The following is a 14,855-nucleotide window of genomic DNA, read 5'->3' as shown; positions in this document are numbered from 1 at the left end:
GTCCGTCGTATCGACGGCGGCACGCGGTTTGCGGCCCGGCCACTACAGACAGGAGATTCGCCATGACGATTCAGAAGATCACGCCTTTTCTCTGGTACTCGACGGAAGCCGAGGAAGCAGCGGCCTTCTATACGGGCATCTTTCCGGATTCACGCGTCGTGCGCGTCACGTCGGTGTCCGGCACCGACGGTACGCGGATGGTCGAGTTCGAGCTGTTCGGGCAGCCGTTCATCGCGATGAGCCACCCGCGCACGGAGACGTTCAACCACGCGATTTCGCTGCTGGTCAGTTGCGCCGACCAGGCGGAACTCGACCGCTACTGGAGTGCCCTGCTCGACAACGGCGGCACGGCCGACGGCTGCGGCTGGCTCAGGGACCGCTACGGCGTGTCGTGGCAAATCGTTCCGGAAGCGCTCATCCCGATGATGGCCGATCGCGACACGGTCAAGGCGGCACGCGTAGCCGCAGCGATGATGCAGATGACCAAGTTCGACGACGCCGCGCTGAAGGCTGCCTACGCGGGCACGGCGGGTTGACGAAGCGCGTCGTGCCGCGGATGCGTGACGGCGTGCCGGTCAAGCGCGCAAATCGCGCGTCGCCGGCGAGCGCCCGGATCGGCGGCTTGCGCGTGCGGCGGCGAAAGCGCTCATGATCCACCGAGGCGCCGGCCCGCAAGCCGATCGCGCGCACCGTGGCATCCGCCGCTACGCCGACAGCATCGATTCGACGGTCCGCCGCGCGTAGCCGATGAACGCGGCGAGCGGTTCGCCCGACAGGATCGCCGCGCCCGCTTCGCCATCGAGATAGGCGGCACGCGCAGCCGCTACAACCGGCCGGTAAGCGGCCGGCAGGCGCTCCAGCACCCATGCCGCGGCGACGTCCTTGGGCGCGATCCTGCCGGTTTCCGCGCTGTACCAGATGCGTGCGAGCGCTAGCACCACGTTGCACTCGTCGCCGCGCCAGTCCGGTTCGGCATTCCACTGCGCAACGGTAGCGAGAAGCGCGGCGACAAAGTCGCGGGCGGGCACCGGCTCGAATAGCGTGGCCGCCGGCGGACCGACCAGCGCGACACTGTGCTGCCGCGCCTTCGTCAACAGGATCGCCAGATCGTGATCGGCGAGCGCCGGTTCGACGATGCCTGCTTCGAGATCGCGCCGCAGCCACTCGCCGAACTGCAGTTCGCGTCGCGCCGGATGACGCCACGGCACCACGTCGCCGTGCGCGACGACGGTGACCTCGAGCGCGCGCATGCCGCCTGCGTGACCGGGCGGCGCCGACGCAGCGAGCACGTCGAACATCAGCGCACGCCGCGCCGTTTCGTCGGGTCGCACGGCCACCGTCACCAGCAGGTCGATGTCGCTGCGCGGTTTCAAGCCGCCGTCGAGCGCCGAACCGAACAGGTGGATCGCATCCAGCGTCGCACCGAGATGCCGCTCGAGCGCGGCGCGCGCGGTAGCGACCTGCCCGGCGATTTCAGACGGGACGAATTCAGTCACGATGCGCGGGCCTCACGATACGCACGCAACAGATGCAGCGGGAGCGACGAGGTAACGAGGTGAGGCGACGAGAGCGACGGGCTGCGGCGGTATACCGGCACGCGCGGACGACGATTGCCGTCCGTCATTGCGCAAGCGCGGCCCGCCATTCGCCACGCGGCACGCGGCACGCGGCACGCATCGAACCACGCATCGCCGGCGCTTCGCGTTTTCGCTGCCGCGCGATTTGCGCGGCGCAATAAAAATCCCCGCACGCTTTCGCGTACGGGGATCGCAGGACATCGCAACGGCTGCCGACATGCATTCGGCAGCCGTTGCGCGGCATTACGCCGCCGCGTCCTTCAGCTTCTTCAGCGCACGTGCCTTCACGCGCACGCTGGCCGGCTTCGCCGGGAACCAACGCTCTTCGCCCGTGAACGGATCCTTGCCGAAGCGCTTCTTCTTCGCCGGCACGACTTGTGCCGTGATCTTCAGCAGACCCGGCAGCGTGAACTCGCCTGCGCCCTTCTTGTGGACCGAGCCCAGCACGACGTTCTCGAGTGCGACGAGCACTGCTTTGACCGCCTTCACTTCCACGGCTGCACGCTCAGCGATGTGCGTTGCGAGCGATGCCTTCGTGAACTTGTCCTTCAGCGGCGTCGGAGCAGCGGGCGCCTTCGCGACGGCGGCCTTCTTGGCCACTACTTTCTTCGCGGGCGCTACTTTCTTAGCAGCCACTTTCTTGGCCGGTGCGGCGGCAGCCTTCTTGGCCACCTTTTTTGCGGAAGTCGCCATGTTTCTCCTACCAGGTGTGGTCGTTCGTTGGATACACGAAGCGTGCACTGCGCACGCTTCAACGCCGGATTCTACAAGCGCCTTGACGCTTCGTGCAGTACTTTTATGCGTTTTCGCGGGGTTTCCCGCAGGTTTTGTTGCGCGCGACCGACTTCAACGACGCTCGAGCGTCAAAAAACGCCTTCACGTATGCGTCCGAACGCGAATTACGTTCGATATTTGCGCACCTATACTGGGCTCGCTCAATGCCCGGATGCCTCCATGCGCGAAGTCAGATACGTCAAAGGACTCGACGGCCTGCGAGCCATCGCCGTCATTCTCGTTTTCCTGTCCCACAAGGGCCACGTCCTTGCCGTCGACGTCGGCAAGCTTGGCGTGTGGACGTTTTTCCTCATCAGCGGATTCCTGATCGTCGGCGAACTGCATCGCAACCGCCGGGCGGTCGAATGCGGCACCATGACGCGCCGCCATGCGCTCGCGCTGTTCCTCGCGAAGCGCGCGTTGCGGATCTTCCCCGTGTACTACCTGCTGCTCGCCGCGCTCGCGATCGCGCACGCGCTCTTCTACCAGCGCGGCGTCAACCTCGGGCTCGCGTGGCACGCGGCGTTCCTGTCGAATTACTGGATCGGCGTCGTCAAGGACGGCTGGCCGGGCTCCACGTCGCACTTCTGGAGCCTCGCGGTTGAACAGCAGTTCTATCTGATCGCACCGCTCGCGCTGCTCGCGGTGCCCGCCGCGCGACACGTCGCACTCGGCGTCGCGGCCGTCGCGCTGTGCGCGGCCGCGCATCTCGCGCTCTACCTGTCCGACGCGTCGCCGGTGCTGATCTACGCGTTTTCCCCGTGGAATTTCGCGCTGATCGCGCTCGGCGGCGTCGGCGCGATCGCGCTCGCCGATCACGGCCCGGCCGCCGTGCGCCGCGTCCCGCCCGGCTGGCTCGGCGCGGCAGGCGTCGTGTTTTTCCTCGCACTGCCTGCGTGCACGGCACTGCCCGACGCGGTCGCGGGGCTCGCGGATCTCGGCCTGTCCGCGTCGCTCGGCGCGCTGATGCTGTGGATCGTCAGCGAGCCCGAGCATCCCGTCGTCGCACTGCTCGACTGGGCGCCGCTCGTCTATCTCGGCACGATCAGCTACGGCTTCTACCTGTTCCACAACCTGATTCCGACGCGCTTCGGCGTGATGCCCGCGCTCTTCGCGCACGTGCCGATGCCGGAAATCGTCCGCGAAGCGCTGCCCGAGATGCTGCAATTCGCGCTCGCCGTGCTGCTCGCGCACCTGTCCTGGCGCTATCTCGAAAAAAGACTGCTCGACTTCAAGAAGCCGATCGCCGCGATGCTCGCCCGGCATTTCGTCGCGCGGCCGAGTACGTCGGCGCGTTGAGCGCCACGCGGAAGCGGAAAACACCGGGCGGGAAATGCGCGGGAAGACCGCGAGGCAGGTAGCGCCGGGAAGCTGACGCGCGGCGGCGCTGCGTCATGAACCGGCGGACCGACGCCGGCGCGAACGTCGACAATGCATCGCGCAACGACAACAACGCCGCACCGCACACCCCGGCAAGTGCTTCGGCACCAGTTTCAGGCGTGACGCCGGACCGCGCCGGAGCGCCCCGCTCCACACACGGCACCACGCTCCACGCGAACCCGACCGCACGACAAGCCGGCCGAACGCACCACGATCGCGCACCGGCAAATGCAAAAAAGCCCCGGCGCCTGAGCGGCCGGGGCCAACGGAACAACCACCACCTGAAACAACGGAGCGCGCGGCCGCCTACGCGACGGCGGCCAGCGCGGGCAAGCAGGTACGCAGGTACGCCTCGAATTCGCGGCTCACTTCCGGATGCTGGAGCGCGAGTTCGACGGTTGCCTTGAGATAGCCGATCTTGCTGCCGCAGTCGAAACGCGTGCCGTAGTAGCGGTACGCGAGCACCTGCTCGTTCGCGAGCAGCGTCTGGACCGCGTCGGTCAATTGCAGTTCGCCACCCGCGCCCGGCTTGAGCTTGCGCAGGTGATCGAAGATCGTCGGCATGAACACGTAACGACCGACCACGCCGAGATTCGACGGCGCATCCTCGGGCGCGGGCTTCTCGATGATGCCCGACAGCTTGATGATGTCCTCTTCCCATTCGCGGCCTTCGACGACGCCGTACGAGCGGCTGTCCTCGCGCGGGATCGTCTCGACCCCGATCACCGAGCTGTGATAGTGGTCGAACACGTCGACGAGCTGCTTGAGCACCGGCTGCTCGCCGTGCAGCAGGTCGTCGGCGAGGATCACCGCGAACGGCTCGCCGTGCACGAGCTTTTCCGCGCACAACACCGCATGGCCGAGGCCAAGTGCTTCCGGCTGGCGCACGTAGAAGCAGTTGACGTGGCTCGGCTTGATGCCGCGCACGAGTTCGAGCAGCTTTTCCTTGCCGCGCGCCTCGAGTTCGGCCTCGATCTCGTACGACTTGTCGAAGTGATCCTCGATCGCGCGCTTGCTGCGCCCGGTGACGAAGATCATCTCGGTGATACCGGCGTTGATCGCTTCCTCGACCGCGTACTGGATCAGCGGCTTGTCGACGACGGGCAACATTTCCTTCGGGCTCGCCTTCGTTGCCGGGAGGAACCGCGTGCCGAGACCGGCAACGGGGAACACGGCCTTGGTGACTTTCAACATGTTCGCATCCTGATTGCGTTGACTGCGCCGCGTCCATCTGCGACCCGGCGCGATTGTGTTCCGAACGGCATATCGAGAATCGACGGCACTGCCAATTCCACTCCGCTCATTTTCGATATGGACTGATTGCCCAATGTTTCCGAAAAAAATATAATCCTTTCAATCCGGTCGATATTGCCGGACCGAGTGCCGAAGCAGAAACAAATTACCGATTTTCCAGATACAAATTCTTACGATTCGAATTCCTCGATATAGGGCACGCCGCCCCGTTCGAGGCCCGGGCGAATCGGCTCGTTCTTCAGCGCTTCGCGGTACGCCGACAGCACGGCCATGACCAGCAGTACTGCAGCGCTCGCGATCCAATGCATGTCCATCTTGCCGCTCCTTGCATCAATCAACTGGAGCTTCAAACTATCAGAAAAAAATCGGTAAATAATTGACGCGCCTGCGGAACCGCTTTCAGAACCCCGATAAAACCATCATGCGGAATTCCGTTATTTCCGGGCGAGATTTTTTTATTCATTGATCGAATTCTTGCGCATTACGATGAGACTTCCCGTTCGTCCGTCTTCCACACCATCCGTCGCAAGGAATCGAATCGCATGCAAGCTTTCAGCGGATCGTCTCTGACCGCGCCGCCCGTCGCCGATCACAAGGAACACGTCATCGACGCGATGCGCGGCTTCGCGGCGCTGCTCGTCGCCTATTTCCACTGCCGCCAGATCGTCTGGGTCGGGATGCAGACCTTCCATCATGCTTACGGTCGCGCGCTCGACCCGAGCGTGATCGTCGGCTACCTGACCTTCCCGTTCGCGTGGGGCTCCGCCGGCGTGCCGATCTTCTTCGTGATCAGCGGCTACTGCATCCACCGCAACGCGGCGCTCAAGCTCGCGGCCGATCCCGCGTACCGGCTCGACGCGCCCAACTTCTGGGCACGCCGGTTCGCGCGCATCTACCCGGTGCTGCTCGCCGCGCTGCTGTTTACGCTCGCGCTCGACCTGGTCAGCCTGCAGATCGAGCCCGTCAGCCACAAGATCCGCGACATCGGCATCACCGCGTTCCTCGTGAACCTGTTCTCGCTGCAGGGCGTCGCCGGCTACACGTACGGGTCGAACGGCGCACTGTGGACGCTGTCGCTCGAAGTGCAGTTCTACGCGATCTACCCGCTGCTGTTCGCGCTGCGCCGGCGCATCGGCATGCCGGCCGTCGTGGCCGCGGTCGCGCTCGTCAACGTCGCGTCGGCGTGGCTGCTCGAACGGCACGACCTGCAGTTCTTCACGTCGTACTGGCTGTCCTGGACGATCGGCGCATGGATCGCCGACGTGCGGGCTCAGCAGGCGCGCGGCGCGGCCGCCGTGCCGTCGCGCGCGTGGTACGTCGCGGCCGCCGTGCTGCTGGCCGCCGGTTGCGGCGCGTTCCGTTTCGGCCAGTACGGCGCGTTCCAGCTGTGGTCGGCCGGCTTCGCGTGCTTCCTGTACCGCGCGCTCGCGCGCCCGCCGCGCCCGACGCCGCCGCTGCGCGTGCTCGGCTGGTTCGGCGACTTCAGCTACTCGCTGTACCTGATCCACCTGCCGCTGTTCGTGTGCCTCGGCTCGGTGCTGTTCCACTCCGAACTGCAACTGTCGATCTGGCCGTCGATCGCGTTCATGGCCGCCGCGATTCCGGTCGCGTACCTGTTCTACCGGATGTTCGAACGGCCGGCGATGACGTGGTCGGCCAGTTTCAAGCCGACGCGCGCTGCCCGAGTCGTCGCGCAGGCGCCCGAGCGGGCCGTCTGATCCACGGCCGGACCGGTTTCGAAGCCCCCGTGCAGCGCCTTGCTGCGCGGGGGCTTTTTCACGACCGAAGCGCGGTTGCATGGCGGGTCAGGAGGATACACAACCAACCCTGTATGCCGGCGCGCGTGACGGCCGCCTGTCCGGTCGCAATGCACCGGCCCTGGGCTGCCCCCTATCGGATTCGTCCCTGCGCCGCCTGGCCACCTGGCCGCCTTGCCGCCCCGTCAGCCGCACGATCCCGATCGAAACGGCAACCGGTCGATCCCACGCCCGTGCACGACACGGCCCGCACCAGCCCACCCGCCACTCGCCCGACCAAACGCACCCGCTGAAATACGAAGCCCCCACGCGGCACAACACCGCATGAGGGCTCGTTTCGTTTCCCGCCGGCTGGCGCCGTCTGCTACGCCCGCTTCTTCGCCTTCGCAGCCTTCGCCGTATCAGCGAGAATCTTCTCGACCCGCTCCACGTAGGTCTCGGTGCCGAACCGGCGCACCGCCGTCACGCGCCCGCTCGCGACGAGCCGCTCGCGCAGCGCGCCGTCGCGCTTCAGCGTATCCAGCGCATTGGCCAGCGCGGTCGCATCGCCCGGCTCGCAGAGCAGCCCGTTGTCGCCGTCCTCGATGATCTCGACGACGCCGCCCGCGCGGGCCGCGACGACCGGCCGGCGCGCGAGCATCCCTTCGACGATCACGCGCCCGAACGGCTCCGGCGTGATCGACGTGTGCGCGACGACGTCGACCGCCGTCATGCACGCGGCCACGTCGCGCTGGAACCCGAGGAAATGCACGCGCGCGCCCATCCCGTGCCGCGCGACGTATTCGTGCAGTTGCGCCGCGTATTCGTCCTCGCCGAACAACGGCGCGCCGACCAGCACCACGTGCATGTCGGGATGCCGCGCGGCAGCCTCCAGCAGCACGTGCTGCCCCTTCCAGCGCGCCAGACGGCTGAACGAGCCGACGAGCCACGCATCCTGCGGCAACCCGAGGCGCGCGCGCAGCGCAGCCTGGCTGACGCCTTCCAGCGCATCGAACGGCTCGGCCGAAATGCCGTTGAACACGACGTCGACGTGCTGCGGCGTGAAGCCCGTCAGCGTGCGGAACGCCTGCGCGGAAGCATCGGAGTTCGCGATCACGCGCGTGACGCCGAGCCGCGCGCAGTACTTGATCGCCAGCAATTGCTTGCTGCCGAAATGGTCAGTGCTGACGATGTCGCGCAGATGCCAGACCACCGGCTTGCGCGCGAGCCGCCCGGCGAGCGCGGCGACCACCATCGCGCGCTGCGTGTTCGCGTAGATCACCTCGGCACGGCGCGCGCGCCGCGCGACGTCGCGCACGAGCCGCACGAGCTGTTTCAATGCGCCGACCGACACGCCGCCCTGCTTGCGCACGGCCGCCAGCGCGCCCTGGTCGACCACGTCGACGCGCGCGCCGATCTCGTCGAGCGCCGCGCGGAACGGGCCGTCGTCGAACAGCAGCACGTCGGCGTTCGCGCGCATGTGCTTCATGATCTCGAGCAGCGACAGCTCGGCGCCGCCGAGCACGCCGCTCTGGTCGAGCACGAGCGTCGCCGGGCCGCGCGCGGCCGGCATCGGCGCGACGGCCGTGCCGCGCTGCGCGGTCGAGCCGGGCAGCGCGGTTTCCACATAGTCGAGAAAGCGCCGCCGGAACGTATCGGCGGAAAACCGCTCCGCGTTCGCGCGGCATGCGTTCGGCGTGAAGCGCTGCGGCGCGCGCTCGAAATCGTCGACGGCCGCGACGATCGCGTGCGGCGTCTGCTCGTCGAAGAACAGCCCGGTCGGATTCGCGCCCGATTGCGGGTCGAGCACGGTTTCGAGCGCACCGCCCTTGCCGTATGCGATCACCGGCGTACCGCAGGCCTGCGCCTCGACGACCGAGATCCCGAAATCCTCCTCGGCCGCGAACACGAACGCCTTCGCGCGCCGCATCCGGTCGTGCAGCACCGCGAACGGCTGGTAGCCCATGATCTCGACGTTCGGGCCGGCCTTCGCGCGGATCTTCTGCATCTCGGGGCCGTCGCCGATCACGACCAGCTTGCGTTCGGGCGTCTTCGAGAACGCCTCGACGATCAGGTCGATCTTCTTGTACGGCACCATCCGCGACGCGGTCAGGTAGAAATCGTCCTTGACCGCGTTCAGCGAGAAACCGTCGACGTCGACCGGCGGGAAGATCACCGCCGCGTCGCGGTGGTAGACCTTCTTGATGCGCCGCGCGATGAACGCGGAGTTCGCGACGAAGCCGTCCACCGCGTTCGCGGTGCGCGTGTCCCAGTTGCGGATGTAGTGAAGAATCATCCGCGCGAGCAGCGATTTCGGCCCGTGCGTGAGGTTCGACTGCTCCAGGTACTGGTGCTGCAGGTCCCACGCATAGCGGATCGGCGAATGCACGTAGCTGATGTGCACCTGGTCCGGCCCTGTCAGCACGCCCTTCGCGACCGCGTGGCTGCTCGAGATCACGAGATCGTAGTCGGACACGTCGAGCTGCTCGATCGCGAGCGGCATCAGCGGCAGGTAGCTGCGGTACTTGGTGCGCGCGAACGGCAGTTTCTGGATAAACGACGTCGTCACCGGCTTGCCGCGCACGAACGCGCGGTCGTCGAGAAAATCGACGAGGCTGAACAGGTCCGCGTCGGGAAAGCACGCGACGATCTGTTCGAGCACGCGCTCGGCGCCTGCATAGGTGACGAGCCAGTCGTGGACGATCGCCACGCGCAGCGCGCGTGCCGGCTGGCGCGCGCTGGCCCGCTCGGCCGGCATGGACCGGCGCAGCGCGGCGGCATCGCCCGCTTCGGCCGCAGCCGCATCGGCGGTGGCGAGGTTCAGGATGGCGTGTTCCGCCAGATCGCGATTCATATCGTTTTCCTCGCATTGAGACGGACAAACAGGTCACGCACGAGCGCACGCAGCCCCGGCGTCATCGTGAGCGACCACGCGACGTTCAGCACCAGCACGATCGCGCACATGCCGATCGATTCGCCGAGCCCCGGCCACGCCTGCGCGAGAAACAGGCTCGCGAGCAGGAAGGCCAGGTGCGCCAGCATGTCGAGCACGATCGCGCGCATCCGGATCGCCGACAGATACAGCAGCACGCCGTAGTCGACGAACGCACGCGCCGCGACGACCACCGCCGCGCCGATCAGCCCGAAGTGATGAATGCCGAACCACAGGCCGCCGACGAAGAACGGCATCTCGACGAGCCCGGCGAACGCCGCGCGGGCCGGGTTGACCTGCGACTGGATCAGGATCCGCGTCACGCTCGCCTGGCCGACGAGCCACACGCTGATCACCAGCACGCGGCCGACCGGCGCCGAATGCGCGGCGAGATCGGCGCCGACCCACAGCGTGAGGAACGGCGCGAGCGCGAAGATCGCGACGATGCCGACCGGCGTGAACACGCCGTTCAGGAATTCGAGCGACTGGCGCGCGAGCGTGTCCGCGTGATCGCGGCCGACCGCCGACAGGCGCGGGAACAGCGTGCGCACGAGCGCGTTCGGCAGCATGTTCAGGCGCGTGACGAGGTTCTGCGGCACCGTGTAGTAGGTGACGAACTTCGCGCCCATTCCGGCGCCGAGCATCACGCGGTCGAGCGTGTCCGCGATCATGCTCGTCGTGCTCGCGATCAGCATCCAGCCGCCGAAGTTGAACAGCCCCTTCGCGGTGCCCCACTGCGGCGGATCGATGCGGCGGATGCCGAGCACCTTGATGCTGGCGTGGCCGAGCATCACCGCCGCGATCAGCCGCGCGACGACTGCCGCGGCGAGCACGGTCTGCAGGTTCGGCGCGATCCACCATGCGGCGCCGAGCGGCAGCAACTGGAACAGGAACGTGCCGATCGTCTGGTTCGTGTTGAACACGCCGAACCGTTCGGCGCCGTTGATCGCGCCGGCGAACACCCACGACACGTTCGCGAGCGGAATCGCGAGCGCGAGCCACGGCAGCGCGAGATACACCTCGTGCTGCATCGCGGCCGACACCTTCGTGAAATACGCGGTGTAGACGAACGCGCCGAAATAGATCAGCAGCCCGCCCACGACGCCGGTGCCGAGATTCAGCCAGAACGCGCTCCAGAACACGCGCGCGCTTTCGTCGTCGTTGCCGCTCGCGAGCGCCTTCGAGATGTGGTTCTGCGCGGCCATGCTCATCCCGAGATCGAGGATCCCGAAATAGCCGATCAGCGTCCACACGAGGCTGACGACGCCATAGCGTTCGACGCCGAGCGCGTGGATATAAGCGGGCACCGTCACCAGCGACACGAAGGTCGGCAGGATCAGCCCGATGAAATTGATCGAAACGTTCTTGAGTATGCCTTTGTCCATGCTTGTGCCTTATGTGACGGCGACGACGTCGTTAACGGCGCGCCGCCCGTCACGGTTTCCAGCGATACATCAGCACCTTGCCGCGTGCGTCTTCCTCGACGAACACGAGGTATTCGCCGTTCTCGCGCCGGAACGCACTGATGCCGAACGGCACGTCGACCCAGCCGGATGCCTTGCCGACCTCGGTGCCCGGGCTCATCACGCCCACTTCCTTGCCGGTGTCCTTGTCGTACACGTGGATCTTGCCGACCGGCTCCACGGTGAAGATGTAGCGGCCCTCGACCGTGATCCCGATCAGGTCCAGGATCGGCTTCGCGTCGAGCTGCCACGGCAGCGCGACCGTGTAGCGCACGACGGGTGAGCCGGTCGACCACTTGTCGAAACGCACCAGCACGCGGCCGACTTCCTTGTTGATGCCCGGCTGCGGCGGCGCGTCGGCCGTGTAGCCGGTCACGTACAGCGTGTCGGCTTGCGCGTCGTAGATCGAGCGGCGCAGTTGCGTGAACGGCTGCGGCATCGGGTAGGTCGTGACCTTGTCGTACGAGTAGACCGGGTTGCCGGCCTTGTCGACGCCGCCGTACTGGAAGCGGTGGATGCCGCGCACGTCGCTCGTGCGCCAGATGTCGCCCTTCGTGTCGACCCACCAGCCCCAACCGCCCGCCTTCGCCTTGCCGGTCGTGTTGATCTCGAACTCGTCGGCGTCGAGCCGGCCGTTGCCGTTCGCGTCGCGCCACAGCCAGTCGCCGCCGGGCGGCTTGTTCGGCACCTTGTCGACCGGTCGCGCGCGGCCCGCGATCAGGCCCGACGGAATCGCGACCTCGCCGTCGCGCTTCGCGTCGAAGCGGTAGATCTTCAGGTGATCGGCGTACATGTCGGTCAGGTACAGGAACGTACGGCCGTCGACGCGGCGCGCGATCGGCATGCCCGGCCACTGGTCCGTGTGGAACACGGGATCGTCCGGATACTTGAAGCGGTTCGACAGGAAGCCGACATATTTCCAGTCCTGGCCCGGCGGCTTCGACAGGTCGAGCTCGAAGCGCTTGTTGCCCGTGTACACGCTGTTCGGCCGCGCGGGGTCGAGCCACGCACCGTCGACGAACAGCAGCCCCTGCACCTGCCAGCGCGGCTTGCCGTCCGGCGTGTAGCTTTCGAGCACCGCGCCGAGCCCCGCGCCGATCGTGTCGTGGCGCGGTCCGATGCCGTTCATCGACACATACACGTTGCCCGCGCGATCGACGCCGACGCCCGTCAGCCCGTTGAAGCGCTGCGGCCCCGGCCGCCCCGGCACCGGGCCGGCGAAGATGCCGCCGCGCTCGCCGAGCGTGCCGGACTGCGCATAACCCTTGCCGCCTTTCGAGAAGATCAGGATCTGCTGGCGCGGCCCGTTGTCCGCGACGAGCACGCGCCCTTTCGTGTCGACCGCCACGTCCACCGCGTCGGTGCCTTCCGGCAGCGCGGGCGCGTCGTCCAGCTTGCGGCCGTCCGCACGCACGTGCACGAGGTGCGCGGGGCCGTTCAGCGTGTCCGTGAGCAACCACAGCGTGCCGTCGCCCGCGAGCGCGATGCGGCCCGGTTCGTGCGCGCTCCACGTGCCCTTCTGCTGCATCGTCTCCGCGTCGTACACGTCCACCATGTCGTGGGACGGATTCGTCGCGAACAGCGTCTTGTCGTCAGCCGCGAGACCGCCCACTTCCGCCTTCACCTCGCCCACTTCCGAGCGCGCGGGAGCCGGCACCTCGTTCATCATCATGAAACTCGCGGCCATGCGCGCGCGGCCGGCATCGGCGCGTCCGCCCGGCGCGACCTGCGGTGCCGCGCGAAACGGCGCGGGCTGCTTCATGTCGCCGATCGTGCGCCGCGAGATGCCGAACCACTGTTTGCCCTTGTCCGGCCAGATGCCGGGCGACTGCAGGTGGCCGCGTTCGTTGCCGACGCCGATCGCGACATACGCGTACTTGCTGTTCACGGCGATCGCATTGCCGCCGAGATTGCCCCAGCCGTGCGTGCCGCCGGCGAAGCCGAGCATCTTGCCGTCCTGGTAGACGCTCGCCTCGGCGCCGCTTTCGTCCCATGGCGCATTCGTATATACCTTGCCTTCAGGCGTCACCGCGATCGCTCGGATGTCGATCTGCGTCCAGCTGCCGTCGCCATAGCCGAACGTGTTGCCGATCCACGACGTCGTCGCGGGCAACACCGTTTCGGCCGGTGCGGCGCTCGTCAGCAGCGTCGCGCATACCGTCATGCCTACCAGAATCAGACGTCGCAATGCGCTTCTCCAGACTCGATGCAACAGCGACCGGTGCCGCCTCGGACTGCCGCCGGCGCACCCTGTCGCTAAATGGGTTTCAAACGTCGCGATGCAGGTTACAAGCAAAAATAATCACAAGAAATTTGGAAATATTTGGGGATGTTTCCGCCTGAAATATCGAACCGGAACAGGTCGAAAATGGCACCCGGAAACGGCAATAACGACCGCCTTTCACGCGCCGCCCTGTAGAAAATGCCGCCCCGCACCGCCTGTCGCGGCTGCCCGGGCATCAACCTTTCATCTCACGACCGGAATAATCGGCATTCGAGTGTTTGTCGTCAGATAAATGGCGCGCGTTTTTTTGCCGATTTCTTTTCCCTAGAATCGTTTTCGATTCGATATTTCATTTAAAGGCATGCATTACGTTCACGCATCGGATGTGCGACGCGCCGCGGCCCCCGCCGCGCGTCGCGAAGGAGCGGCGCGATGACGGGCATCTCGCGATCCGCCGACCTGGCCCCGCCGCAACACGGCCGCATCGTGCAGCTCGACGGGCTGCGCGCGATCGCGGTCGGCGCCGTGTTCCTGCAGCACGCGCTCAAGGCGCCGCTGTGGATGGGTGTCGACCTGTTCTTCGTGCTGAGCGGCCTGCTGATCACCGGCATCCTGCTCGATCGCAAGGCGCGCGGGCAGTCGTACTTCAGCCACTTCTACGCGCGTCGCGTGCGACGCATCCTGCCGCCGTACGTGCTGCTGCTGGTGGTGTCGACGATCCTGTTCGGCGCGAGCTGGCTGCCGCACTGGCCGTGGTTCGCGTTCTTCTCGACCAATATCGGGCTGTCGCTCGGCAGCATCGGCCACGACAGCCTGAACGTGCTGTGGTCGCTCGCGGTCGAGGAGCAGTTCTACATCTTCTGGCCGTTCGTCGTGCTGTGGTGTTCGGAGCGCGTGCTGCTGTGGGTCGCCGCCGCGCTGATCGTCGCAGCGCCGGTGCTGCGCGCGATCGCGACGCCGTGGTTCGACTCGTTCTGGCCGATCTACTACCTGACGCCGTTCCGGATGGACCTGCTCGCCGCGGGCGCGCTGCTCGCGATCGTGCTGCGCCGCGACCGGCGCGCGCTGGAGCCGTTCTACCCGCTCGCGATCGTCGGCGCGCTCGTGTCGCTCGCGATCCTCGGCTGGCTGCACCTGTCGTTCCCGCGCTTTCGCGCCGCGAACACGCCGCTGTCGAATGCGGCGCTCTACAGCATCTCGCTGCTGCTGTGCACGTCGATCGTCGTGATCGCACTGCGCGGCCGCGGCATCGTGCAACGCGTGCTGACGAACCCGATGCTCGTCTACGTGGGCACCGTCAGCTACACCGTGTACCTGATCCACCTGAGCGTGCTGTACGCGCTCTGGCCGCTGCACCTGAACCGCTTCGTCACGGCCGCGCTCGCGCTCGCGATCACGCTCGCCTACGCGACCCTGAGCTGGTACGGCTTCGAACGGCGCCTGACGCGCAGCCCCGCACGCCGGGCGCTGCCAACTGCCGCCACCAGCACGACCGCCTGATTTTCCCTTTCGCTT

Annotated in this window: 11 protein-coding genes; 4 read left to right on the top strand and 7 right to left on the bottom strand. The window is 66.7% G+C overall.

What is annotated here, in order from left to right; all coding sequences use genetic code 11:
• The first annotated feature begins 62 nt into the window (after positions 1-62).
• Positions 63-536, top strand: a complete 474-nt coding sequence (locus tag MRS60_RS17700) for a VOC family protein (RefSeq protein ID WP_105390811.1) — start codon at positions 63-65, stop codon at positions 534-536.
• 168 nt (positions 537-704) lie between these two features.
• On the opposite strand, the gene MRS60_RS17695 is transcribed toward MRS60_RS17700, so the two are convergent.
• Together MRS60_RS17695 and MRS60_RS17690 are read right to left on the bottom strand one after the other, a co-directional pair.
• Positions 705-1,496: an AadA family aminoglycoside 3''-O-nucleotidyltransferase gene (locus MRS60_RS17695; RefSeq protein WP_243566294.1), complete on the bottom strand. Its 792-nt coding sequence runs from the start codon at positions 1,494-1,496 to the stop codon at positions 705-707.
• Positions 1,497-1,820: 324 nt separating this feature from the next.
• A complete protein-coding gene (locus tag MRS60_RS17690) occupies positions 1,821-2,270 on the bottom strand; it encodes an HU family DNA-binding protein (RefSeq protein ID WP_034179973.1) in 450 nt (149 codons plus the stop codon).
• 261 nt (positions 2,271-2,531) lie between these two features.
• Between MRS60_RS17690 and MRS60_RS17685 the strand changes: the two genes are divergently transcribed.
• Entirely contained in the window at positions 2,532-3,650 is a 1,119-nt protein-coding gene (locus MRS60_RS17685; protein ID WP_034179974.1) for an acyltransferase family protein, read from the top strand.
• A 387-nt stretch (positions 3,651-4,037) separates the two neighbouring features.
• On the opposite strand, the gene galU is transcribed toward MRS60_RS17685, so the two are convergent.
• Together galU and MRS60_RS17675 are read right to left on the bottom strand one after the other, a co-directional pair.
• Entirely contained in the window at positions 4,038-4,925 is an 888-nt protein-coding gene (gene galU / locus MRS60_RS17680; RefSeq protein WP_034179975.1) for a UTP--glucose-1-phosphate uridylyltransferase GalU, read from the bottom strand.
• 230 nt (positions 4,926-5,155) lie between these two features.
• Complete coding sequence (locus MRS60_RS17675; RefSeq protein ID WP_006479318.1) at positions 5,156-5,299, bottom strand: hypothetical protein; 144 nt, start codon at positions 5,297-5,299, stop codon at positions 5,156-5,158.
• 228 nt (positions 5,300-5,527) lie between these two features.
• On the opposite strand from MRS60_RS17675, the gene MRS60_RS17670 reads away from it, so the two are divergent.
• The gene (locus MRS60_RS17670) at positions 5,528-6,703 is read left to right on the top strand and encodes an acyltransferase family protein (RefSeq protein WP_034179976.1); all 1,176 of its coding nucleotides are present in this window, start codon (positions 5,528-5,530) and stop codon (positions 6,701-6,703) included.
• Positions 6,704-7,106: 403 nt separating this feature from the next.
• Here MRS60_RS17670 and MRS60_RS17665 read toward each other — a convergent pair whose 3' ends face one another.
• From MRS60_RS17665 to MRS60_RS17655, 3 genes are read right to left on the bottom strand one after another with little or no spacing between them, the layout of a single operon-like run.
• Positions 7,107-9,575: a glycosyltransferase family 4 protein gene (locus MRS60_RS17665; protein ID WP_243566293.1), complete on the bottom strand. Its 2,469-nt coding sequence runs from the start codon at positions 9,573-9,575 to the stop codon at positions 7,107-7,109.
• A complete protein-coding gene (locus tag MRS60_RS17660) occupies positions 9,572-11,038 on the bottom strand; it encodes a flippase (RefSeq protein ID WP_105390806.1) in 1,467 nt (488 codons plus the stop codon). The genes MRS60_RS17665 and MRS60_RS17660 overlap by 4 nt, the downstream gene beginning before the upstream one ends.
• A 49-nt stretch (positions 11,039-11,087) precedes the next feature.
• Positions 11,088-13,280 carry a hypothetical protein gene (locus MRS60_RS17655; RefSeq protein WP_243566850.1) on the bottom strand — a complete coding sequence of 731 codons (2,193 nt, stop codon included), beginning with the start codon at positions 13,278-13,280 and terminating at the stop codon, positions 11,088-11,090.
• 492 nt (positions 13,281-13,772) lie between these two features.
• Here MRS60_RS17655 and MRS60_RS17650 point away from each other — a divergent pair, with 492 nt between their 5' ends.
• The gene (locus tag MRS60_RS17650; RefSeq protein ID WP_105390804.1) at positions 13,773-14,840 is read left to right on the top strand and encodes an acyltransferase family protein; all 1,068 of its coding nucleotides are present in this window, start codon (positions 13,773-13,775) and stop codon (positions 14,838-14,840) included.
• The last annotated feature ends 15 nt before the right edge of the window (positions 14,841-14,855 follow it).

The organism is Burkholderia pyrrocinia, assembly GCF_022809715.1.
GTDB classification, from domain to species: Bacteria; Pseudomonadota; Gammaproteobacteria; order Burkholderiales; family Burkholderiaceae; genus Burkholderia; species Burkholderia pyrrocinia_C.
The sequence above is the reverse complement of the archived record's forward strand: the minus strand, read 5'-3'. Positions and strand labels throughout refer to the sequence as shown.